Annotated in this window: 16 protein-coding genes and 1 pseudogene; 5 read left to right on the top strand and 12 right to left on the bottom strand. The window is 54.0% G+C overall.

Annotated elements, in window-relative coordinates; genetic code table 11:
• The first annotated feature begins 173 nt into the window (after positions 1 to 173).
• Positions 174 to 1,556, top strand: coding sequence for a diaminobutyrate--2-oxoglutarate transaminase (locus AC4PCC_RS10785; protein WP_067701866.1), 1,383 nt, complete (start codon positions 174 to 176; stop codon positions 1,554 to 1,556).
• 14 nt (positions 1,557 to 1,570) lie between these two features.
• Entirely contained in the window at positions 1,571 to 3,046 is a 1,476-nt protein-coding gene (locus AC4PCC_RS10780; protein WP_492127369.1) for a pyridoxal phosphate-dependent decarboxylase family protein, read from the top strand.
• Between the two features lie 151 nt (positions 3,047 to 3,197).
• Here the strand turns inward: AC4PCC_RS10780 and AC4PCC_RS10775 are convergent, their stop codons facing one another.
• The 12 genes and pseudogenes from AC4PCC_RS10775 to AC4PCC_RS10720 all read right to left on the bottom strand — a co-directional run bounded on the left by AC4PCC_RS10775 (position 3,198) and on the right by AC4PCC_RS10720 (position 17,002).
• Positions 3,198 to 3,677 carry an OspG family effector kinase gene (locus AC4PCC_RS10775; protein ID WP_492127368.1) on the bottom strand — a complete coding sequence of 160 codons (480 nt, stop codon included), beginning with the start codon at positions 3,675 to 3,677 and terminating at the stop codon, positions 3,198 to 3,200.
• Between the two features lie 131 nt (positions 3,678 to 3,808).
• A complete protein-coding gene (locus AC4PCC_RS10770; RefSeq protein ID WP_492127367.1) occupies positions 3,809 to 4,033 on the bottom strand; it encodes a hypothetical protein in 225 nt (74 codons plus the stop codon).
• A 126-nt stretch (positions 4,034 to 4,159) separates the two neighbouring features.
• Positions 4,160 to 5,815, bottom strand: coding sequence for a malate dehydrogenase (quinone) (gene mqo / locus AC4PCC_RS10765; RefSeq protein ID WP_067701860.1), 1,656 nt, complete (start codon positions 5,813 to 5,815; stop codon positions 4,160 to 4,162).
• A 125-nt stretch (positions 5,816 to 5,940) separates the two neighbouring features.
• On the bottom strand, positions 5,941 to 7,494 hold the full coding sequence (locus AC4PCC_RS10760; RefSeq protein ID WP_492127366.1) for a methyl-accepting chemotaxis protein: 1,554 nt from the start codon (positions 7,492 to 7,494) through the stop codon (positions 5,941 to 5,943).
• A 164-nt stretch (positions 7,495 to 7,658) separates the two neighbouring features.
• Positions 7,659 to 8,582 (bottom strand): Rpn family recombination-promoting nuclease/putative transposase, encoded by a 924-nt coding sequence (locus tag AC4PCC_RS10755; protein ID WP_492127365.1) that lies wholly within the window; start codon positions 8,580 to 8,582, stop codon positions 7,659 to 7,661.
• A 306-nt stretch (positions 8,583 to 8,888) separates the two neighbouring features.
• Entirely contained in the window at positions 8,889 to 10,022 is a 1,134-nt protein-coding gene (locus tag AC4PCC_RS10750) for a glutathione-independent formaldehyde dehydrogenase (RefSeq protein ID WP_492127364.1), read from the bottom strand.
• A 354-nt stretch (positions 10,023 to 10,376) separates the two neighbouring features.
• Positions 10,377 to 10,806: pseudogene (locus AC4PCC_RS10745) on the bottom strand (alpha/beta hydrolase family protein); the annotation flags it as partial.
• Entirely contained in the window at positions 10,775 to 11,065 is a 291-nt protein-coding gene (locus tag AC4PCC_RS10740; protein WP_492127363.1) for a VF530 family protein, read from the bottom strand. The gene AC4PCC_RS10740 and the pseudogene AC4PCC_RS10745, both read right to left, overlap by 32 nt.
• A 133-nt stretch (positions 11,066 to 11,198) precedes the next feature.
• Positions 11,199 to 12,215, bottom strand: coding sequence for an NADPH-dependent aldehyde reductase Ahr (gene ahr / locus AC4PCC_RS10735; protein ID WP_067701846.1), 1,017 nt, complete (start codon positions 12,213 to 12,215; stop codon positions 11,199 to 11,201).
• A gap of 244 nt (positions 12,216 to 12,459) precedes the next feature.
• The gene (locus AC4PCC_RS10730) at positions 12,460 to 14,106 is read right to left on the bottom strand and encodes a BBE domain-containing protein (protein WP_492127362.1); all 1,647 of its coding nucleotides are present in this window, start codon (positions 14,104 to 14,106) and stop codon (positions 12,460 to 12,462) included.
• Between the two features lie 366 nt (positions 14,107 to 14,472).
• Positions 14,473 to 14,847 (bottom strand): scabin-related ADP-ribosyltransferase, encoded by a 375-nt coding sequence (locus AC4PCC_RS10725; protein WP_492127361.1) that lies wholly within the window; start codon positions 14,845 to 14,847, stop codon positions 14,473 to 14,475.
• An 829-nt stretch (positions 14,848 to 15,676) separates the two neighbouring features.
• Entirely contained in the window at positions 15,677 to 17,002 is a 1,326-nt protein-coding gene (locus tag AC4PCC_RS10720; RefSeq protein ID WP_492127360.1) for a methyl-accepting chemotaxis protein, read from the bottom strand.
• A 293-nt stretch (positions 17,003 to 17,295) separates the two neighbouring features.
• On the opposite strand from AC4PCC_RS10720, the gene AC4PCC_RS10715 reads away from it, so the two are divergent.
• From AC4PCC_RS10715 to AC4PCC_RS10705, 3 genes are read left to right on the top strand one after another with little or no spacing between them, the layout of a single operon-like run.
• Positions 17,296 to 18,852 carry an SrfA family protein gene (locus tag AC4PCC_RS10715; protein ID WP_492127359.1) on the top strand — a complete coding sequence of 519 codons (1,557 nt, stop codon included), beginning with the start codon at positions 17,296 to 17,298 and terminating at the stop codon, positions 18,850 to 18,852.
• A 2-nt stretch (positions 18,853 to 18,854) separates the two neighbouring features.
• Positions 18,855 to 21,839 carry a virulence factor SrfB gene (locus tag AC4PCC_RS10710; RefSeq protein WP_492127494.1) on the top strand — a complete coding sequence of 995 codons (2,985 nt, stop codon included), beginning with the start codon at positions 18,855 to 18,857 and terminating at the stop codon, positions 21,837 to 21,839.
• Entirely contained in the window at positions 21,836 to 24,229 is a 2,394-nt protein-coding gene (locus AC4PCC_RS10705; RefSeq protein ID WP_492127358.1) for a virulence factor SrfC family protein, read from the top strand. The genes AC4PCC_RS10710 and AC4PCC_RS10705 overlap by 4 nt, the downstream gene beginning before the upstream one ends.
• Positions 24,230 to 24,283 lie beyond the last annotated feature (54 nt).

Below are 24,283 nucleotides of genomic sequence, written 5' to 3'. Positions count from 1 at the left end.
GAACAACCCTCTGATTAGAAAGGGGAAAGAGGGGCAAAATTTAATCAAAATAAATCATTGAGTCATAACCTGAAAAGCCCTATATTGGCCGCGCTTTATTTATGGCAACGACTAACTTAATTCAATTATTCAACCCAGGCGTTCTCAGACCCCCCGGTTGTAGGAGTGATATGATGACGGATAAAGTCCGTATTGATACTTTAGGTGCGAATTCATTAAACGGAAACAATGAAACCTTTTTAGCCAGACAAGCTGAATTTGAATCGAATGTCAGGAGCTACCCCCGTAAGCTGCCGTTAGCCATTGCGAAAGCACAGGGCGTGTGGATCACCGATGTTGAGAATAATCAATATCTTGATTGCCTGGCGGGCGCAGGTACGCTGGCGCTGGGCCATAATCATCCTGATATTCTGCAAAGCATCCAAAATGTCATTACCAGCGGCTTGCCGTTACATACTCTCGATCTGACTACGCCGTTAAAAGATCAGTTCTCGGCTTATCTGCTCTCTCTCTTACCCGGCCAGGGTAAAGAGTATTGCCTGCAGTTCTGTGGTCCTTCAGGTGCCGATGCAGTGGAAGCGGCGCTGAAGCTGGCGAAAAAGCACACCGGCCGCACCGGCGTAATCAGCTTTTCCGGCGGCTACCACGGTATGACGCATGGCGCGCTGGCGGTAACGGGTAACCTGGGACCGAAAGAAGCGATCAACGGCATGATGCCGGAAGTGCAGTTTATGCCTTACCCGCATCTTTATCGCTGCCCGCTGGGCATCGGCGGTGAAGCCGGGGTTAACGCGTTAACCTACTACTTCGAGAATCTGATTAACGATGTTGAAAGCGGCGTGCGCAAACCTGCAGCGGTGATCCTCGAAGCGGTTCAGGGTGAAGGCGGCGTTAACCCGGCACCGATCGAGTGGCTCCAGCGCATTCGTAAGGTGACCCAGGAGCACGGCATTCTGCTGATTCTGGACGAGGTTCAGGCCGGATTTGCGCGTACCGGGAAGTTTTTTGCCTTTGAGCACGCCGGTATCGAGCCGGACATCATCGTCATGTCCAAGGCCGTCGGTGGCGGCTTGCCTCTGGCCGTGCTCGGCATCAAAAAGCAGTTCGATGCCTGGGAACCCGGTCACCATACCGGTACCTTCCGCGGCAACCAGCTGGCGATGGCCACCGGCCTTAAGACGCTTCAGCTGCTGAAAGATAATCAGATTGCTGACAAAGTCGCGGCGCAGGGCGAGTGGCTGAAAGCACGCCTGGCGGAACTGCAGGCGCGTTATCCGGTAATGGGCAATATTCGCGGGCTGGGCCTGATGATCGGTATCGAGATCGTGAAGCCGGGCGAAGCGCCGGACCATATGGGTAGCTACCCTGCCGACGGCGAGCTGTCTGCTCTGTTACAGAAGAAATGCTTTGAAGCCGGCTTAATTCTGGAGCGCGGTGGCCGTCACGGTAGCGTATTGCGTCTGCTGCCTTCCCTGCTGATCAGCAATGATGAGCTGGGTATTTTCCTGGAAAAATTTGAACAGGCCCTGTTAGCGGCCGGCGTTCAACCAGTCTGAGTGGAGTAATTGTCATGTCCGGGTCAAACCCAATTCTGGCAGGCTCTGCGCAGAGTATCGAAGCCTACCAGCAGGCGATTGCGCAGAGCAGTCAGGCGGTGGTCGAGTGGCTTAAGCAGCCTGAGATGTATCAGGGCAAAACCGTCGCTGAACTGCGTGAGCGCATCGCGCTGGATTTTAATCCTCAGGGCCTGGGCAACCAGGTCGCCATTGAGCGCGCGATTGAATACTTTCTGAAAGACAGCCTGTCGGTGCATCATCCGCAGTGCGTGGCGCATCTGCACTGCCCTTCCCTGGTGGTCAGCCAGGCGGCGGAAGTGTTGATCAACGCCAGCAACCAGAGCATGGACTCCTGGGATCAGAGCCCTTCCGCCACCATCATTGAGATGAAGCTGATTGAATGGCTGCGCGGACTGGTCGGGTTCCCGCACGGTGAGGCGGGCGTCTTTACCAGCGGCGGTACGCAGAGCAACCTGATGGGGCTGATGCTGGCACGCGATGCCTTCTTTGCGCGTCAGGGCCATGCTATTCAGCAGGATGGCCTGGTCGGCGACCTGCGCAAAATCAGGGTGTTATGTTCTGAAAACGCACACTTCTCGGTGCAGAAGAACATGGCGCTGTTGGGCCTGGGCTACCAGTCGGTCACGCTGGTGAAAACCGACGCGCTGGCGCGGATGGACGTGAACGATCTGGCAGAGAAAATCACGCAGGCGAAGGCCCGGGGTGAGCAGATCCTGGCCATTGTCGCCACGGCAGGTACCACCGATGCCGGTGCTATCGATCCGCTGCGCAGCATTGCCACGCTGGCGGCAGAACACCAGATCTGGGTTCACGTCGATGCGGCCTGGGGTGGCGCGCTGTTGCTGTCCGAAAAGTATCGTGATTATCTGGACGGCATTGACCTGGTGGATTCCATTACCCTGGACTTCCACAAGCAGTTCTTCCAGACCATTAGCTGTGGCGCTTTCCTGCTGAAAGATGAGCGCCACTACGAGCTGATGCGCTATCAGGCTGCCTATCTGAACTCCGAGTTCGATGAAGCCCAGGGCGTACCGAATCTGGTTTCCAAATCGCTGCAAACTACCCGCCGTTTTGATGCGTTAAAACTGTGGATGGGTCTGGAAGCGCTGGGACAGCAGCAGTACGCGGCCATTATCGATCACGGCGTGACGCTGGCGCAGCAGGTTGCCGGTTACGTCAGCGAGCAGAGCTCGCTCGAATTAGTGATGCCGCCACAGCTGGCCAGCGTGCTGTTCCGCTATCGCTCGCCGGAGCAGGCAGGCAGTCATAACGATGCCGCCGTCGCGCTGCTTAATCAGCGGATTGGCGATGCCCTGCTGGAGTCGGGCCGCGCCAACGTGGGCGTCACCGAATTTAACGGTGTCACCTGCCTGAAACTGACGCTGCTAAACCCAACCGTCACGCTGGAGGATATCAAAGTCCTGCTGACGCTGGTTGAGCGCACCGCCGGACAGCTGCCTGGCGCGTAGCAGCAGCCGCTTTATGAAGCACCCACTCTTAACGGGGACTGAATGGCCCCCGATAAGTTAAGGGGCTTGAGGGCCTGGATTCGGCATGTAGCCGGACTCAGGCTTTTTTTTTGCTTCAGGACCGCGGGTGCTGCGCTGAGGGTTAAAATCATTAATAGGTGGATTTTCCCTTTATATAATCGAGAAGGTACGCGACACCAGACCTGTCAATCTCATTGCTATCGCTCAGGGAAATATCAACCGGAGAGAACTTATTCTCTGCTTTATCATAGAGAAAGTTGTTTTCTGACAGGTCCGAGGGTGGGCATCCTTTTGAATTCATTTCAATGAGCAGACTCAGGAACCTGTCAGCAGCATTGGCGGGGAACTCTTTTATTTGAGATAAGGGAACGCCCTTAATTTTATCCATGTGGATAGCTCTTCCAAATAAAGCCTCCGCTGATTTTTCTCCATAAAATTTTTCGAACGCCCTGACCTGATTGTTTATTTCTTCCGGACTGGTATCATCGAAGAAGATTTTTATTACTTTATTATTATCCTGACTGTCATTAACTACGATAGCTTCACCTCCTTTGCCGATGGTTTCACCAATCTTATGCGAATACTCCTTAACAAACTCACCTGCACTCATAACTCTTATTACGCCGGTGGTCGAAGTTCTGTTTTTAAGATGAACGACAGGAGCGCTAGCATTACAGTTGAAGATAAATTTATTTATTTTATCACGCAGCTCATCGTTGGAAACCTGTGGAAGCGCCTTTTTTAGCTCAAAAGCCAGCTTTGCCGAAGGGCACCTTTATCGACCAGGTCATTTTTAAAAAATATCTTTTTTGCTTCCAATTTTGTCAGACCCAAAGAGGTGTTTGAAATCTTCACCAGTTTCTCAAGCGTTTTATCAGAAAATGATTTATTGTTTATTTTTTTTAATAATGCGGTGTAGATAGAATCCTTATATATATTAATCTGATTGCTTCTGTTTATAAACATCTGTATTTCCATGATAATAAATCAACAAAGATACACCTCAGACAAAAAGACTGATATAAAAAAACGCCCGCAGGGAATAATCCTGCGGGCGTTTTTTAGCGACGGCACCCCGGAAGGTCGTTAGGCTTACAGCGCCATATCATGCCCGGCCGCAGCCGCTTTTTTCTGCTGACCAGCGTCAGCTGGTGCGTCGCTGGCTTTATCACCCATCTGAATCACCGGCGGCTTAGTCAGCTGTAGCGTGGAGGCGGTATCGTCCCAGACCTTCTGCGTCAGGGCAACGTTGCCATTCAGCTTCTGACCATAGCTCGGCACAATTGAGCGTATTTTGCTCTGCCACTCAGGCGACTTAAACTGCTCGGGGAACAGTTTCTCAATCACGTTAATCGCAATTGGCGCGGCGGTAGAGGCGCCCGGGGATGCGCCAAGCAGTGCCGCCACGGTTTTCTGTTTATCGGTGACAATTTCAGTACCCAGCTTGAGCACGCCGCCCTTATCCGCGTCCTTTTTAATGATCTGCACGCGCTGCCCGGCCTGAATCAGTTTCCAGTCCTCTTTCTTCGCATCGGGATAGTACTCCTTCAGCGATTCGAAGCGGTCCTCGTCGGTCAACATCACCTGCCCGACCAGATATTTCACCAGGTCGAAGTTATCCATACCCACGTGGGTCATGGGGATAACATTATGGCTGGTGGTGGTGCTCAGCAGATCAAACAGCGAGCCATTTTTGAGAAATTTAGTTGAAAAGGTCGCAAACGGCCCAAACAGCACCACGCGCTTGCCATCGAGATAACGGGCATCAAGATGTGGCACGGACATCGGCGGTGCGCCTACCGAAGCCTGACCGTACACTTTCTCCTGATGACGGCTGGTGATAGCCGGATTTTCGGTCACCAGGAATGAGCCGCCTACCGGGAAGCCGGCATAGTTTTCGCCTTCCGGAATGCCGGTTTTTTGCAGCAGCTTCAGTGCCCCCCCACCCGCGCCGATAAAGACATATTTTGCATCGACAACGTGTTGCTCGCCGCTTTTCACATCTTTGTAGGTCACGTGCCAGGAGTTGTCGTCGTTACGCTTAAATTCCGTCACTTCCGCCGAGGTTTTCAGCGTAAAGTTATCATTCTTTTTCAGGCTGCCTACCAGCTGCCGGGTTATCTCACCGTAGTTAACATCGGTGCCTACCGGCGTCCACGTCGCCGCGACTTTCTGCTGCGGATCGCGTCCTTCCATAATTAATGGCGCCCACTGCTCAATCTGCTTATGGTCGGTAGAGAACTTCATCCCCTGGAACAGCGTGGTGGTTTGCAGGGCCGCGTAACGCTTAGTCAGGAACTCAACGTTTTTGTCACCCCAGACAAAACTCATATGCGGCGTCGAGTTGATAAAGGAGTGTGGATTGCTCAGCACGCCGTTACGCACCTGAGTGGTCCAGAACTGCCGGGAAATCATAAAGGCTTCGTTGATTTCCAGAGCCTTACTGAAATCAATCGTGCCATCCGGACGCTCCGGCGTATAGTTCAGCTCCATGTTAGCAGAGTGACCCGTGCCCGCGTTGTTCCAGCCGTTAGAAGACTCAAGGGCCACACCGTCGAGTTTTTCCACCATCAGCTGTTTCCAGCCCGGCTGTAACGTTTCGAGCAGGGTCCCTAAGGACGCGCTCATAATACCGCCACCGATAAGCAGTACATCCGTTTTTTCTGGCGCAGTTTCTGCGCGGGTGGCAGTACAGACCAGTAGCGCTGCCAGCGAAAGCGTGGTGGCGAGTTTTGTTGCTTTAGTCATCAGGGTTCTACACTTTTGTCTAAAAGGGTTAAAAATATCCCCGGAATATTAAAATATTGTTACTTAATGGTTGGTTGTTTTTTAGTTAATTAATTATTAATGTTGAAAACCGTTTTATTTAGTTACTAAACCTGCAGGTGGAAACGACTGATAATGCCGGTCAGTGACTGCACCTGCTCCTCCAGGATGGTGGTTGCCGTCGCCGAGGCCTGCACCAGGGTAGCATTTTGCTGGGTGACGCTGTCCATTTCGGTGACCGCCACGCCAATCTGACTGATGCCCTTGCTCTGCTCAGAGGAGGCAGACGCAATTTCACTCATCAGCGAGGTCACGCCGGTCACAGAGGTGATAATCTCTTCGGTCGTGCGTGTGACCAGCGCAACCTTCTCTTCTCCCTGTTTGACGTTCAGATTTGAATCGGCAATGAGCTTTTCAATCTCACGCGCTGAGTGCGTACTGCGCTGCGCCAGCGTGCGAACCTCATTAGCGACAACCGCAAAACCCCGTCCCTGCTCGCCCGCCCGCGCAGCTTCAACGGCGGCGTTCAGCGCCAGAATATTGGTCTGGAAAGCAATGCCATTAATCACCGAGGTGATTTCGCTGATGGCCGTGGCGCTGGTACGAATATCGCTCATGCTGCGAACCACATCCTGCATGGCTTCTCCGCATTGACGGGCGGTGGCCGATGCCGATGCCGCCGCGCCGCTTGCCACATCCGCATTCGCCGCGTTCAGGGTCACGGTAGAAGAGAGCTGTTCCATACTGGCCGCGGTCTCCTCCAGCGCAGCGGCCTGCTGCTCGGTGCGGCTGGAAAGGCTGTGATTACCGTCGCTGATTTGCGCGGTGACGCGCGCGACTTCTCCGACGCCCTGCACTATTTCGCCCATCAGCGTATTCAGGCTCCGCTGCATCCCTTCCAGCCCCTGTAACAACCTGCCCACTTCATCATTGCGGGCGGGCGGGAAGCGGGAGGTCAGATCGCCTTCACCTATTGCCGTCGCCACTTCTCCTGCCCGACGCAGTGGTGCTATCAGCACGCGCCGCAGCAGCATCGCAATCACCAGGCCGGTAAGAATAAACAGACCGAATGAGAGTATCGCGGCAAGGCGGGCTGTCCAGCTATCGCGATCTGCCTGCTGCGTGATTTCGACTGAAGCCTGTTTATGCAGAGCGATAACCTTATCAAGCGGTACACGGTAGGCTTCATCCAGCGCTACCACCCGGGTACCCGCCAGTTGCAGGAAAAGCGGGACATCCTTTTTCTCCAATGCAGTGAACAGCGCACTGACGCCCTGCCCGGTATAGTCCGCATAGCGTGTGGCCAGCTCATTTGCCAGCGGCTGCTCCCCGGGCATTTTCGGCGCCGCCTGATAGGCCACCATAAATTTCATACCACCATCATAATAGAAGCGCGCCTGCTTCAGCGCGCTGTTGAGCGCCTGAGGGTCGCTTTCCGTCACGTGGGGCACCGCAGCAAGCAGCGTGGTTCGGGCTGCCCGCATCCAGTTAGTGGTATCGGCCACGCCCAGAGTGGCTGATACCTCACGGTTCAGGTTTTTAAGAGAACTGGCGCTACGCTGCAAATAATGTGCGCTGAGCAGTGCAGAGGCGAGAAAAACCCCCAGCAGGCACAAACCTGAAACCAGCAGTAGAGTGGTGAGACGGATATTTTTCAGCATAGCGATAATCTCTTTGGGAGGTTATCGGGTTATCGGCAAAATCGAATGAGTTTGTTAGCAGAATGTAAACTTATCGAGGCTAAATGTGATATGCATCGTAGTATTTATGCAGCGGGAACATCAGTTGCCCGGCATAAAGTGGTTGGGATCACAGGATAACGTACTCAGTGGCGAATTTGTTCCAGTTCATCATCAGAGAGACCAGTCAAATCTTTTACCGAATGCAGCGGCATGCCCGCTTTAAGAAGGTTACGTGCAACGTCCAGCTTTCCTTTTTGCTCACCGAGCTGCATACCCTTCTCAATGCCCTTCTCAATGCCCTTCTCAATGCCCTTCTGTTCCAGCTGTTGTGCAATGGTCATCAATTCGTTCTCATGCTGCGGCACTTTTTGTGCCAGGTTGCGTACAAAGGCTTCAGCGTCATCCGTCTCACCCGCCTGTACAAGATAGTTTATCAGCGAAATCAGTTGTTGTCCCGTCAGGTTGCTGGCCAGCAACGCTGTTGATAGCTGATCCAACAAATCGCTCAGGTCACGGCGGTGAATATGTTTTTGCAGCAGCGTGAGAGCCGCCATGCTGCGATGATTCATGATGTCATCATCAGGAATAACCGTAACGTCTACCAGTGGAAAAGCCCCGCCATAAAGATTACCGGCCAACCCGGGATCATCAAACTCATGCAGCCAGTCGGTAGAAAAAGGATACGGGCTACGCCGGCCTGTGTAAAACAACACAGGGATAACCAGCGGTAGCTTTTTATGCCCGGCGTCCAGATGGCGCTGCATTGCCGCTATCGCATAGCGCATCAAACGAAAAGCCATGTGCCTGTCGGGTGTTGACTGGTGTTCAATAAGCACGTGAATGTAGCCATCACCGGCACAGGTTTTGAGGCTGTAAAGCACGTCACTGTAATAAGCGCGCAGGTTGTCTTCAACAAAGCTACCCGATTCAAGCTTCAGGGTAGACAGGTTGCAGATCGCACGCAGTTCTGGCGGCAGATGGAGAGTAATGAAATCCCTGGCGGTATCCGGGTGGGTCAGAAATGCCTTAAATGCTGCGTCATGCGGTATCGGCGTGTACTTCCCCATGCTTTCAGCTTCCCTCTGTGAGCACACCACGGCGGCAGGTCAGAAATATAGGGTAGAAGCTACCCTGGCCTCAGCCTGTTCCACAGGCAAAGTAATCACCCAATAATAACCCTCATAATCTGCTGTTATAAATAGAAAAACATCTAATATTAAACGTTTTTTGGGGTAGCCCCAGTTCAGGGATGATTGACACTCATAACGAGGAGGTCGTGAGATAACCCTCTGAGGAGTAACTACTCAGAGGGTTTGTACGCCTGAACGCGGATATCAGCTCCTGTAGACAGGAAACCTCAACCCTGAAGCCTCTTAAGGTTTAAGGATTACCTTAGTCCAGTCTTTATCGCGGGCATCAAAATGCTTGTAGCCCTCTGCCGCATCGGCCAGCTTCAGACGCTGGGAAATAATCTGTGCCGGATTGGCTTTTCCTTTATGGATAAGGTTGGCAAGCTGACGATTATAGGCTTTTACGTTCGCCTGACCGGTGCGCAGTGTCTGGCCTTTAAACCAGAAGCTGCCGAAATCGAACGGCATCTTCCCTTCCTTCGCCAGATCGGTGCTGCCACCCGGATCCTGTGGCACAAATACGCCCACGGCGCCAATACCGCCTGTGGCCCTGGTCGATGCGACCAGGCTGTTCATGGTTGCGCTATTATCCTCTTTACCGTGCTTGTTGCAGCACTGATAGCCTACGCATTCACAGCCGCGATCCGTTCCTCTGCCTTCGGTCAGGTCCAGGATCTTTTGCACCGCCTCATCACCTACCGCATTGATCGCGGTCGCGCCCATTTTCTCAGCCAGCGCCAGGCGATCGGGATGGGTATCGACAACGTAAACACTGGCCGCGCCTTTGATCAGGGCTGAGTGAGCCGCCATCAGGCCAACCGGTCCGGCACCGTAAATCGCCACGCTTTCACCTGCCCGCAGTCCTGCCAGCTCTGTTGCATGCCAGCCAGTGGGGAAGATATCGGACAGCATGACGTAATCGTCCTCTTTTTCGACCGCATCTTGCGGCAGCGTCAGGCAGTTAAAGTCTGCAAAAGGCACGCGCAGCAGCTCTGCCTGCCCGCCTTCCCAGGAACCCATCTCTGCAAAACCATAGGCCGCGCCTGCTGTGCCAGGATTGGCGGTCAGGCAATAGCCGGTCAGGCCTTTTTCACAGTTTTCACAAAAGCCACAGCCAATATTGAACGGCAGACAGACATAATCGCCTACTTTCACGCGCTCAACGCCGCTGCCGACCTCAATAACCTGGCCCATATTTTCATGACCAAGAATACGGCCCTGCTCAAAACTGGTTCGTCCCTCATACATATGCAGGTCGGAGCCACAAATATTGGTGGTGGTAACACGAATCAGGGCATCAGTGGGTTTGACAATTTTTGCATCCGGCACATCCTTCACGGAAACATCGTACGGGCCATTGTAAATAACCGCTTTCATAATTCTCTCCTGTATATTGCCATCATATTGCCATCGCATCATGACGTTACTGATAACCTGATAAAACGTAGTTCCTCCTGAATGATTTCGCCATTGTATTAAGAAAAGCTTACAAAAAGCCTCCCAACAATTTTAACAGAGAGATAATTACGCAGATTATTCCTAAGCGAGACCGCCGCTATTTCGCAGATTAATCTTAAAAAGATAATATTGGGAAGCAAGCCCGCTTAATTTAGTCAGCCTGCTGATTTTCATCATTTATAACGGTGCAGAGCACCCACCAGATTGCAATATTTAATCACTGTGCTGAAAAAACGCAGAAAGTCTGGCCATATTTCTTCACAATTCTCTTTGCTAGTTATTCCTTCTGAGGAACGGCAGCAGATGCCCCAGCAATTCCCCGGGGAGCTCTTCCTGGGGAGAATGAACACAGGGAAACCCCACGCCCGTTACCTCTCTGGCCTTCTCCTGCCAGGTGCTGATAACAGCGCAGATAATCGGCAAAAATAGCAGGTTCGGTGGCATCTGGCGTTTTATTGTGCGCATTAATATGCTGGCGTAGAAAAAATGCCGGATCCTGACCAATCATTTTCTCAGGCAGCGGTGCAGGCTGAATAAGAAAAAACCACCAGAAATAACGCGTGGCGAATGCTTTATCCGTCAGTGCATACAGGGTCGCCGTCGGCGCAATATCAATGAATATGCAGCGGCTGACCCGGTCAGGATAATTCAGCGCCAGCGTGGGAGCCACTTTATGCCAGGTTAGATGATTTTGCGGATGCCCAGGGACTGTCGACGGGTGTTACGGCAGCTTTTTTACTGCCCGCGTTAAGCATCGTAAGATACAGATCTTCCACTTCCTTACGCGCCCAGGGGGTACGGCGCAGAAACTTCAGGCTGGATTTAACACTGGGATCGCTTTTGAAGCAGTTAATATTGATGCGACGACCCAGCTCTCCCCAGCCATATTTTGCTACCAGCGCGTTAATCTGCATTTCCAGCGTAACGCCGTGTAAAGGATCTTTGGAAGCGTGCGTGTTCATAAACGTCCTGAATAAGTGAAAAATGGATCCACCAGGGGTGCGAAAAAAAACTCTTCTGACTACTGGCGATAAAAAAGGCCAGCGCATAACCGCGCTGGCTTCAGTTTATCTTAACGCATTGTCAGGACAATCGTCAGAAATCCGCTTTAAGTACCACGCGGTAATTCGCTTTTCCGGCGCGGACGTGCTCCAGCGCGTCGTTAATTTTCGACATAGGGAAGAACTCTACCTGCGGCGCGATATCCGCACGCGATGCCAGTTTCAGCAATGAGCGAAGCTGGCCCGGCGAGCCGGTTGATGAGCCGGTCAGGGCTTTATCTCCGGTAATCAGATCGAAGGCGCTGACCTGGAACGGCTTCATGACGGCACCAACGGTATGGAATTTACCCTGCGGAGCCAGTGCATCAAAGTAAGGTTTCCAGTCCAGATCGACCGCCACGGTGCTGAGGATCAGATCGAAACGGCCTGCCTGATTTTTCAGCGCTTCCGGATCGCGGCTATTAATCACCTCATCGGCACCCATATCCAGAATTGACTGCTTTTTGCCCGGCGTGGAGCTGAATGCGACCACTTCGGCTCCCATCGCGCGCAGAATTTTGATCGCGATGTGGCCCAGGCCACCGATACCGATAACACCCACGCGGCTGGTAGCGGTGATATTGCTCATCAGCAGCGGTTTAAAGACGGTGATCCCCCCGCACAGCAGCGGGCCGGCACTTTCGACATCCAGTTTTTCCGGCAGCGGGATGACCCACTGCCAGTCGGCGCGCAGCTTCTCAGCAAAACCACCATGATTAAGGATGGTCGGTGTCGTGCCGTTCTCACAGTTGACCTGGTGACCATTAATACAGGCGTCACAGTGCTGGCAGCTTTTCGCCGTCCAGCCAATACCCACGCGCTGGCCAAGCGAAAGGCCCTTCTCTTTAGCCGCTTCGCCCAGCGCGGTTACGCGACCCACCACCTCATGACCGGCAATGGTCGGGTAGCGTGAAATGCCCCACTCGTTATCGATCATCGATAAATCGGAATGGCACACGCCGCAGTATTCAACCGCTACCTCAACTTCTTCTGCGCTAAGCTCGCCGGGTTCGTATTCATACAGTTCCAGCGCCTTTCCGGCTTCCATTGCTGCGTAGCTTTTGATTTTCATTCGTTACCTCAGATTCCATTAACATCGGCAGTGAGTGTAGCAAAGCCTGAGGGTGTGCTATAAAGCCAGACGTGTGATTGGTCCTGTGGTGTGTATCAGGATGTAAATTTTGCGGGGTTTTTATGCAGCTATTCGCTTAATTATGTCTTCTGATAAGCTGCTTCTTCAACGTCAGGCCCGCTATCTCTGCCGGACCTGACGATTAACGTTAAATCTACAGTGAACTGAATGACTACTTTAAATGCTAAGGATGTGAGACCGGTATTGACATTTCGCTTCGGAAAATATTTTCAGGATCAACGGCTCGTTTAGTATTGATCAGCATATTTACTTTGTCTCCATAGTAAAGCTCCAGCCAGCGCGTATCTGTAGTGCCGGGTTGATTACTGATATACCGCATATCCACGTCAGGATAATTAATAAAACAACCTTCATAGCGCTGATTATCGCTAAAGGGCTTACCATTCTGCGGCGAAAAAAAGTCGTTAAAAAAATCCTGACACCAGCGTATACACTTATCTTCATTAATCGGGTCTGTCCAGTAAGCCTGCAGCTGTGATTTCAATAGTGAATGTCGCTGATGTACCGCCGTGGGATTACTGACCTCATCATTTGTGTTAACGCAACCACCATATGAGTCAATTTGTAATAGAGCCTGGTTAAGATGTGTCTGACCGGTCTGATTAAAGTGAGTCCATATTGCATCAACTTCAACGTCGGTAAAATTCTCTATTTGATAAAAAGATTTATATTTTCCGAACTGGTTGCTACCTGAACCGTTTATAGTTTGAGTTAAATACAACCAATCCATTAAACGCGCATCTTTGAGTGGGTTGCTTAATCTGGCCTCTTTCCCCTGAAGCCTGGTCACCGGCCCCCACGAGTTTTCCATGGAAGCGACATAAGCATTGGTCCCCGCGGCGCTATTCATGTGGTGAACAAAATCTATCAGTGGCGCGGTCTGATTAAGCGCATCAACCCGCCCGTTAGTTCCTGTATACTGGATCAACAAACTAATATCACCGGTAGAGCGATGCTGTAACTTGAGTAGCGTAAAAAGCCCACCATTAGCCAGCGCAGGATCGCTACTGTTCCAGTGCCGATCGTTCTCTTTAAACCAGCGCCAGTATTCCTTAAGAAAATGTTTTAGCTTTTCTTTGGTGAAACTTGCCCATGGCCATGAAAGTGTGAGCAGATAGGCCTGACGGGGAGCGTGAGGTAGATCTTTGTAATAATAATTGAGAATAATGCCATAGTTGCCGCCGCCGCCACCGCGGCAGGCGATAAAAAGGTCACGTTCAGTGCCCGTGCTGTTCAGGCTAACATGTTTTGAAACCAGTCCCTTGCCATTCAGGTCAGGCACAAGAATATCCACACCACTTAACCAGTCTACGGTAAGTCCATGCAGTCTTGAAAGTAGACCGTAGCCCCCGCCACATATATGGCCACCCGATCCCACGGAGTAACATGAACCGCCAGGAATTGTTCGGTTAGCTGTTTTATACAGTGCGTTGTAACCGTCCCAGTTCTGATTGCCCGTCGCCGCGCGAAATTTATATTTCTCACAGGTATTGTAAGGGGAGTTAACATCGCCCGCCTCACTAAATTCCATACCGGTCATCAGGCTAAGATCGATGATAGCAAGTGGCTGGTGTTCTTCACCCTCCAGCTTATTAGATACAAGGCCTTCGTAGCAGTGTCCACCACTTCGTATCGTAATGCGGTAACCTTTTTCAAGCGCATCATTTGCGGAACGGTGAACTGATTCAGCACTATCACAAATATAAATATAATCGCCTTCTTTTCCTTGCGTAGGCCATCTTAAATTAAATCCTTTTTTAAGCGTTTCATAACGATCGTCTTGCTTGTCTATAATGATATGATTCGACATTCCGGCATCCTTATATCTGATAATTCGATGTAATACTTTATACAGATAGATTTATAAAAAATAACTGGTAAGTTATAAAGAGCATTGTTTATCACACCCTTCGCATTTAAGCTGAAATGGAGTATGGGTTTATTTTATTTATTAATCAATGCTATTAAAATAACCTTTTTTGTTTTTTAATGGGGTATTAAATGGAAACCGAAAACACATTATGATTGAGGTCTTGATTACCACCTGAAGGTTGGTACGGTTTCGAGTGGGGCATGTCCTGTCCCCACTCCGGTGGTAAATTATGGATCGCTTTCTGCATCAGGCGTCGTCCGTCGCGGGGTATTGGTGTTATGATCGGCATCGCTCAGTCCGGTTTTAGTTACACTTCCGCCATCCCTTTATTTGCCCTGGAGTTATAATTCCCGGAACGGCAAATTCAATACTTTTAGAATGGATGCTGTGACTTACCTCAAGGGTTGCAGCTGTATCGACCCCCTGGTGTGGTTGCAGGTAGATAGCATATTCATATTTTCCATAAGATCCGCTTTTTAGCCTTTTAATTGATGTGGAAACATATGAATATTGATCACGTGAACCAGTCATATGGTCCTCAATTGTACCTGGTTTTTCCTTTTGGGGATGAAAGCCGCCTGCTGCTATTACTTCATCCAAAGAACGATTATCCTGCCGATAAACCATGATGGGTTCTTTATTTGTAACCCATCTTTTGGCTGAAAATCTTTTTTCCAAATCAAACGGACCATGAGAGTGCTGATTAAATTATTACCATCAGCTAACCGAACCTGGCTTAGCAGCATTAGCAGCGGGGCTGCTATACCCTGTCTCGGATTTGTAGTCTGGTGCGATACTCGGTTTAGTTCATCATTAGAATTGACGACAGTGTGAATGCTACTTTCGAAGTGAATTTTTCCATCCGGGATGGCAGAGCGGTCTGGGCCTTTGCTCTGAGCCTGTGTTGTGGAATACCTCTGAAGCTTATTCTGGTGAATTCCGGCTAATTTTCTGTGCTGTAACAATGATACTGGCATGATTGAGCTCTTTTACTTTTAAAAATACCTTAATCGCATACCTGTGCATGTATTACTTTCAATAAACAATCATTTCGCTCATTTAGTTACTCCCTGCCGGTTTGATCCCGTTAACCTCCTGTCGATATCAATCCGGTCCGGAGGGACACCGATTTTCGCCAGGGCTTCCTGCTGGACAGTCAGATCCTCTTACGGACACGATTAATCGAGGTCAGGATGACAACCCGAATAAAGCAACAGGCAAAAGGTGGCCTGGCAACACACTTTGCTGAACGGGCATTGCACCTTCCAGAGCAGCAATGAAATTATTGACCTGGATGCGCGGGTCGCCGGGGTGACGGAGATATCGGCGGTTCCGACGTAGAACCGCCTAATGTGAACCGATGGCGTTTTTCACTTGTCGTTAATGTGATGCAAAATTTGCGCCGATTGCGAGTCGGAGGGATTTCGAATGCGAGCCGCTATACGCAGGGATGGCTGAATAACCCACTGCCAGATAGCCATGCTTCGGGCTGAAAAAAGTATTAGCCTTACATTTCGCTCTTCAGCTGCTGTGTAACCTGGCCTATCGCGTCAACCACCTGGGTGGAGTTGTTTTGTATATCAATAATCACGCTCCCCGCTTCCCGCACCATCATCACGCCCTGGTCAGCGCGGATCAGGTTAGCCGAGATATTTTTCTGTGCCAGGCTGGCCAGGGACTGATTGCTTTCCACCACGCTGGCGATTTGCAGCGTGGCGCTGTTAATGTTCGCCGCCAGGCTGCGCACCTCGCTGGCAACCACGGCAAAGCTGCGACCGTGGGTTCCGGCCCGCGCAGCCTCGACGGCCGCATTCAGCGCCAGCAGGTTGGTCTGATTGGCGATGGTTCTTATCGTTTCCACAATAACCCCAATCTGCGCCGACTGGGTACTCAGGCCATTCACATCTTCGGAAACCTTCCGCAGCTCATGGGCGATTTCATTCATCTTCGTGACGCTGTTTTCAATCACGCTGACGCCCTGTCGGGTATTATCGCGCGTTTCCAGCGCCGCCTGATAAGCATGCTCGGCGGCGTCCCGTTCCTGCTGATTTTTAATCACCTGTTCGGTGACGTCGGTGGCAAATTTAACCACCTCATACAGCCGGTTGTTTTCATCAAAAACCGGGTTGTAGGTCGCGCGCAGCCACAGGGCCTGACCTTTCTTATCCACCCGCAGGAACTGCCCGGAAATGAAGTCACCCCGTCCCAGCTTGTCCCAGAATTCCTTATATTCAGCGCTGTTATACAGCGCGGGTGAGCAGAACATACGGTGATGCCGACCGACTATCTCCGCACTCTGGTATCCCGTGGCCTTCAGAAAGTTAGTATTGGCGCGCAGCACTTCTCCCTCAGGGGTAAAAGCAATCACCGCCATCGAACGGTTGATGGCATTGGTCATTGCCCGCTGCTCCTGCGCGGCCAGGATCCGGCGGGTGACATCGGTCGCCAGCTTAACAATTTTGATGATGTGTCCACGACGATCCGCCACCGGAACATAGTGCGCCTCCAGCCAGAGCGCGGTGCCGTCTTTTGCCCGCCGCTGGAAGGTATCACTGAAGCTTTCACCACGACGAAGCCGTTGCCAGAACTGCGCATACTCCGGCGACCGAATCAACTCCGGGGGGCAGAACATTCGATGATGCTGACCGACGATCTCGGCCAGTCCGTAGCCCATTTTGGCCAGAAACAGCCCATTAGCCGAAACAATTTGCCCGTCGGGCGTGAATTCGATCGTCGCAACGGCATCGTTAAGCGCGCTCAGCGTAGCCTGAGAATGTCGACGCCCGCTGCGGACGAAGCGTGAAAAGAACCCTGGTATGAATGTCCCGCTCATGGTGTAACCTTATTAGCCATAATTATTATATTCGTCACAAAGATACTATCGGCAAAGGTCAGAAAAACTCCATAATTAAATTGTGTGAAATATAATAGCACCCTATTTATTAGCAGGGTTCAGGATCCGCCAGCCGCGCCCGGCGGCATTGTGCAATCTCATTGGGAAAGTAATCGCCTGTTTACCCTCTTATTTCCGCATTCGATTTAAGTCAAATCCCCTAAAGTGGTCAGCAACCCGGAGCGTGTCTGACTCACTGATACCGGATATCTGACTAAAAAGGTCCTTTTTGCGTGGCAAAATCATTTTTACGCAGCGGAAGTCTTGATGCGGTTCTGCCGCTCGGAGAGAACGGCCAGCCTGTTTACCTGTCAGCCCTACAGCTGCGCGAGACGCTGCGCCTGAGAAAACAGCAGCAGATTGCAGACTGCCTGGCAGTACCCCAGCCCAATGAGGCTGGCGATCGTCTCGACTGGTACTCGCCCGTCTCCGGCAAGGTTACCTCCTGGGCGGCCGCCAGTGAATCCGCGCGCGCCCATGCACTCAATCAGCTTATTGCCTGCCAGCAGGCAGTGGACGTGATGTGTCAGCGGGCTCAGCAGTCTGACAAACCCAGCCAGAAGCTGTTTGGCGCGCTGTTATCCCGGGCGATGCAGTTTCCCGACCCGAACTACGTGTATCTGGTGGGCGGTAAGCCGGTGATCACCTTCTGGGGGTTCGTCAGCCCGGAGAAAAAAGCCCGTCAGGACGCGCTGGAGTGCCTGCGCGCGACGGAAGAGGAGCTGCCACCGCGAGTCTTATCAAAACTGACCGCTTCAAAACTTACTGAGGTGGCCGCGCCAGCGCCGGTACTGACGGCCAGTCACGATACCCCGGCGGTACCCGCTGAGCCTGAAGCGACGCAGGCAAGTCCCGCTGCCGATCTTCCTGCGGCCCCCGCGGTTGCCGTATCGCCGACCTCACCCTTATCCGAACTAAACGCGAAGAGGCCTGCGTTAAAAAACAGTCTGCTTCGCTACGGCTGGACTCTGCCCGCCGCCGCACTGCTGGTCGCGCTGGGCGTACAGCTGAAAGGCTGCGAGTCCACGACCCCACCCGCTTCTCAGGCCAGCGCCCCACGGCCTGCCGATGGGCATGACACGAAAACCACTCCGCCGGACGTCAGCCCGACCCGCGCCGCTGAACAGTCTGCGGCTAATGAGGCGACACACCGGTCAGGCGAAACCGTTAAAACGCAGCCGGCCGGGAACACGGCGGAAGCGGCGGCCAGTGTCCGGCCTGAACAACCGGCCAGTGCGTCGGGCACCGACGCAGGGGAATCCGCCCCTGCGGTATCTGCCGTTAACGCACCGGCTGGCGGAAACTCAGCGAATCCGACCCTGCCCGTCGCGGCGGCCAATGCCGTACCCGCGTCGGTTGAACAGCCCGCAGCGACCAGTGAAGCGGCGGCGGCGATCCCGGTCGCAAAAGATGATTTAGTGATGCCTGCCGATGCGGTGAAGCTGGGATCGACGCGGTTTATTAACGGCGGCTGGCGGGTTATCGTCGGCGGTAAAAACCCCATTACCGGCAGGCCACCCAGCCTGCGCTACCAGATGAAAAATGGTAAAGGGACGGCGCGGATAATCCAGGGCGATGGCATCAGCTGCCGCGTGGATGTCTATGCCGGTCTGATGAAGTCAGGCAACCTGGTGATTAACAGCCGAACCAAAGCGAAATGCAGCGACGGCTCGCGCTACCAGATGCCTGAACTGGTGTGTAAGCAGGGAGCCAGTGGCCCGGCCGAATGTAGCGGCCAGTACGATGCCAATACGGTATTACCGATGACGATGAAGCGCGAGAGTAAATGATGATGCTGGCGACGATCGCTGATTTTAAACCGAATATGACGCTGATTCAGAACAGTGGCATTCAGTTCCTCGACTTTTCCCTGACGCCGGTGCTGGATGCTGACATGCCGGGCAAGTTTGTGCGCCAGACGGCCAACGGCCCGCTGTTGCGTTTGAACTTTAACGCGCAGAATGGCCGATACCTGCTGCCGGTGGTAGCCGGTGGCATGCCGGAAGTGGTGAAACCTGAGTTTAGTTTTCCCCTTGAGCAGTCTCTGTCACTGCTGGAAGGGATATGGCTGCCGCTGCCCTTTTTCCGTTTCAATCCGCCGCGCAGCTTCAGCAGCGGCCCGGATAACTGGGCGCGTATGCAGATCGTCGCGCTGGATAAGCCCGATCAGAACGGTAAAACGCACCGCGTCTGCCTGGCATTTGAAACGCGCACCTGGCCCGAAGGCGAGGATGAATCACTGGCGTTAAACGAGAGTGATGCCCAGTCCGGCGTCAGTTTTGCGCTGGCTCACCGCAGCGAAGAGCTGGGCGAATTCCTCGATCACACCTGGGTCGATGGCTGGCTGCGCGAAGTGTTCAGCCAGCAGGTGGCGAAAATCGAACAGCGCCCACAGGTGAATGTCCGCACCGCCCTGCGCGAGTTTGAGTATCAGGCGCACTACCTGAATATCCTCCATATGTTGGGTCATCAGCTGGTGCTGCCCGAACTGAAAATCAGCGCCGCCACGCTACAGGAACCGGCGATTTCGGTCGATCTGATTCTGGATGTGGGTAACTCTCACACCTGTGGGATTATGGTGGAAGATCACCCTGACGATCCTCAGGGACTGAAGCATACCTACGAACTGCATCTGCGCTGCCTCAGCGCCCCGCATCAGGTCTATAACGAACTGTTCGAGAGTCGCGTGGAGTTCGCTCAGGCCAGCTTTGGCAAACAAAATTTTTCGGTGGAGAGCGGGCGCGATGACGCCTTTATCTGGCCGTCGATCACCCGTGTCGGGCGCGAAGCCAGCCATCTGGCGCTTCAGCGGCTGGGGACTGAGGGCGCTACCGGCATCTCCAGCCCACGTCGTTATCTGTGGGACGAAGAGATCTACACGCCGGGCTGGCGCTTTAGCCGCACGCCGGGCAGCGCGGCCCAGGAGCCACCGGCCACCGCCATCCCGCTGACCAGCCTGGTCAATGACGAGGGCCAGCCGCTCTATAACCAGCCGCTGGAAGATCGTCTGCCGGTCTTCTCGCCACAGTACAGCCGCAGTTCGGTAATGAGCTTTATGCTCACTGAGCTGCTGGCTCAGGCGCTGATGCAAATGAACAGCCCGGCACAGCGGCAGAAGATGCTGCATAGCAGTGCCCCACGCCAGCTGCGCAATATTATACTCACCCTGCCCTCCGCGATGCCGAAGCCCGAGCGTGAAATTTTCCGCCGCCGCATGCACGAAGCCATTGCGCTGGTGTGGAAATCCCTGGGCTGGCACCCGGCTGACGATGATTTCAGCAGCGCCGCCGATAAGGCGAAAAGCAAGGTGCCGGTGCCGGAGGTGCAGATGGAGTGGGATGAAGCCACCTGCGGGCAGATGGTCTATCTGTATAATGAAACTCAGGTGAATTTTGGCGGGCGCGCCGAGGCTTTCTTCATCAGCATGGCACGCCCTGACCGCGCGCGGGCAGCCGACGAAGCCCCAGGTAAAACGCTGCGTATCGCCTCTATTGATATCGGCGGCGGTACCACCGATCTGGCGATCACCCAGTACCGTCTGGATGACGGCGTGGGTAATAACGTAAAAATTATGCCGCGCCTGCTGTTCCGTGAGGGCTTTAAGCTGGCCGGGGACGATATCCTGCTGGACGTGATTCAGCTGTATGTGCTGCCGGCGCTGCAAACCGCGTTCAAACAGGCGGGCATGGCTAATCCGGAGGGCGTAATGACCCGGCTGTTCGGTCATGAAGGTCGTCTGGACGGTCAGTCAACGCTTCGCCAGCAGGCCACCCTGCAAATCTTTATGCCGGCGGGCCAGGCGATTCTGGAAGCCTATGAGCGCTTCGACCCGCTGGAGCTTAACGCAGAGGTTGATGCGCGCATTGGCGAGCTGCTGGCCCAGCCGCCGACGGCGAAGCTGCTGGACTATATCAATCGCGAGATCCAGCGTGAGCTGCCGGGCGAAGCGGAGGAATTTGATATCCTGCGGGTGCCGCTGGTAGTGAAACTCAGCGCGCTGCATGCGGAATTTCTCTCCCAGGGGATGAATATCACCCACAGCCTGCGCTCGATGTCCGAAGTGGTGGCGGTCTATGACTGTGACGTGCTGCTATTAACCGGCCGCCCATCGCGCTTCCCTGGGGTACAGGCACTGTTTCGCCATCTCCAGCCGCTGCCGGTCAGCCGCATTCTCTCACTGGACGGTTATCACACCAACGACTGGTACCCCTTTAATAAACAGGGGCGGATAGAGAATCCAAAATCAACCGCGGCGGTTGGTGCGATGCTCTGCCTGCTGTCGCTGGATCTGCGCCTGGCTAACTTCTGGTTCAAAGCCGGTGATTTTCAGCCTTACTCTACCATCCGCTATCTGGGCATGCTGGACGGCAGCGGCGCACTGAGCAGCGACAACGTCTGGTACGCCGATATTGACCTGGACGATGAATCCTTTACCCTCGATCCCCGTCAGCGCTTCCAGGTGCGCGGCACCCTGACGCTGGGCTTCCGCCAGCTGGATAATGACCGCTGGCCTGCGTCGCCGCTCTATTCCCTGACCATCGCCGATCCGCTGCTGGCGCGCAGCGTGGCCGGTGATAAAGTATTGAAAATCAGGCTGGCGGCAATAAAGGGGCCGGATAACGCCGCCCCTGAACGATTTGAAATCGCTGAAGCCACGCTGGATGACGGTACGCTGGTGCCGCCCGAACATCTGCGGCTGAAGTTAAATACCCTGGCAAACAGCGGTGCGGGCCTGACCCATTACTGGATTGACAGCGGGAGCGTATACAAGAAATGAAACCGTTAACGCCTAAACAGCTGGCGGCGCAGTTTGGAAAAAAACTGGATGCCATTACCCATGGAATTGACCTTTCAACTGAGTGGCTGACGCGCGCGCGCGAAATGTCTCCGCGTCTGGATATGGAGGCTGACCGGCTAAATGTCAGCCTGCGACGTCAGCATAACCGGGCCTCCGCCCTTGCCGCAGCGGCGGAGAAAGAGTGTGCGATAGGTTTTTTTGGCCTGTCACAGGCAGGCAAGTCCTGGCTGATTAACGCCCTGGCGGCCAGCGAAAAAGGTCGGCTGGAAATTGCCTTAGGGGCCGCCACGCTTGACGAAACGCTTCTCAATCCCCAGCAGCAGACCGGTACGCTGGTGACCCGCTATACCGGGCAGCAGGTGGAGGTGGATAACGGCTGGCCGGTGAAGCTGGCGTTACTCAACGAGGAGGCGCTGGTTAGCATTCTGGCCGATGCCTGGTCCCGCCGCGCAGGTGAGCAGCCGATCCGCATGGATGAAGCACAGATCGGTGAACGTCTGCAAACGCTGTCGATGTCACGACAGCCAGCAGAGACTGACGGCATGAGCCGCAATGATGTTGTTGCCCTGTGGGATCGGCTGTCGGCCAACCCGCTCTGCGTCAATAAGGCGCTGGAAACGCATTTCTGGCCGCTGGCGATTGATCTGGCTCCGATGCTGAGCGTCGACGATCGCGCGCGTCTCTTTTCGCTGCTGTGGGGCGAAGACAGCGAGCTGACCGCCCTTTACCGTCAGCTGGCGCATGTGCTGCATCACCTCTCCTGCGCGCCGGATGTCCTGGCGCCGCTCGCCGTGCTGGACGATCCTTCGGTCACTCTTCTTAACGCTCAGGGGCTGCGCTACTTTAATACCGCCAGCGATCCGGTGATTGAGGTCGTACCGCAGAAAAAGGGTCGCGCGCTGAAGCCGGTCAACGTGGCACTGTCAGAGCTGACCCTGCTGGGGCGTGAGGTGCGCCTGCCGTTCTACAGCGCACCGCGTGAAACGCTTTTCGAGCAGGTGGACCTGCTGGATTACCCCGGATTCGAAGAGCCAGCTGTTCTGCCAGACGACCGGCACCATGAGCTGGCGCTGCGCTTCCTGACCGCCAAGCGCCCTTACCTGCTGACCCGTGCCGCTGAGCACCAGGATATCTGCCTGCTGATGGTTTGCAGCGCGGTCGGACAGCGCGCGGATACGCCCAGGGTGGGCCGCATACTGGATAACTGGGTTAAGCAGACTCAGGGAGAAAATGCCCAGGCGCGCAGCGGGCGGAAACCTGGACTGATCTGGGCGCTAACGCCCTTCGATCAGCGTATTACCCACGGTCAGAACTATGACGCCGCCGTCCAGCGTTATGTCGGCAACCCCGGCGACGCCTGGGGGGCGATGCTGGCAATGGATGAGAAAGGCATCGGGCGTATGGCAGGCTGGCTGGTAACCGAAGTCCGCCGCGACAGCAAGCTGGCACGACTGCAGGCGCAGCGCGAGGAAGTTCGCCGTGAGCTGACTGACAATCTGCTCGGCCGCTGGTTCCAGGCTTCGGATAAAGAGGAGCCGGAAGCGCGTCTGCGCGTGGCGGAAACGCTGCTTAAGGCATTGCAGTCGCGCACTGGCGTACATGGCGAACTGCTGGAGCGCCTGCTGCCCGACCGCGAAACGCTGCGCCACCTTTTCCTGCAGCAGCAGCGTCCGGCCCGTCGCGCGCAGTCCGACGCGCTTATCCCCAGCGCTGACGATCCCTTTGGCATTGGCATGAGCATCGACCTGCTCAGCGACGATCCTCTGCCCGGCCTGCTTAATTCCGCAGACGTGCCGCCCGCTGATGAGCCGGAAACGGAGTTTGCCCGCCGGGTTTACCTCCACTGGATCAATCTGCTCCGCCAGCTACCCGACAGCAACCAGTTGCTGGCGCTGCTGGGGGTCAGTAAATCCACGCTGGAAATGCTGACCAGCGAGCTGATAACCGCCAGTATCAGGCTCGATATTGAAGCCTCTCTGGCTACCCTGCTCACCGATCAGGACGCATCAGGCACGCCAGCCGAGATGATAGCCGATCGTCAGGTATCCCGTGCGCTGAGCGTGCTGGGTGATTTTGTTGCCTGGCTGGGCTTTCAGCACGTCGCTGAAGCAGAACGCCCGGCGAGCCGGATCAATCGCGGGCAGAAAATTTTCGCCAAACCGGAAACCCAGACCGCCAGCCTTGGCCCCGGCCAGCGTCTGACCCGACTGGCGCTCAAGCCCAATAATCACGCGGCCTACTATATCTATGACTGGCTGGTTGGGCTGAATGAAACCATTATGCAAAATGCGGGCTGGTCTGCCGCGCGCGAAATAAGCAGCACGCACCGTGACGAGCTGGCGGCTATTTTGCAGAAGATCGGGGGTTAACAGTATCTGATAGCTTTCGATGGATAAGCGGCTAACGATATCTGATAGCTCTCG

It is taken from the genome of Erwinia sp. L03-1 (assembly GCF_058686115.1).
Note: the sequence above shows the minus strand (reverse complement) of the source record. Positions and strands in the feature narration are given on the sequence as shown.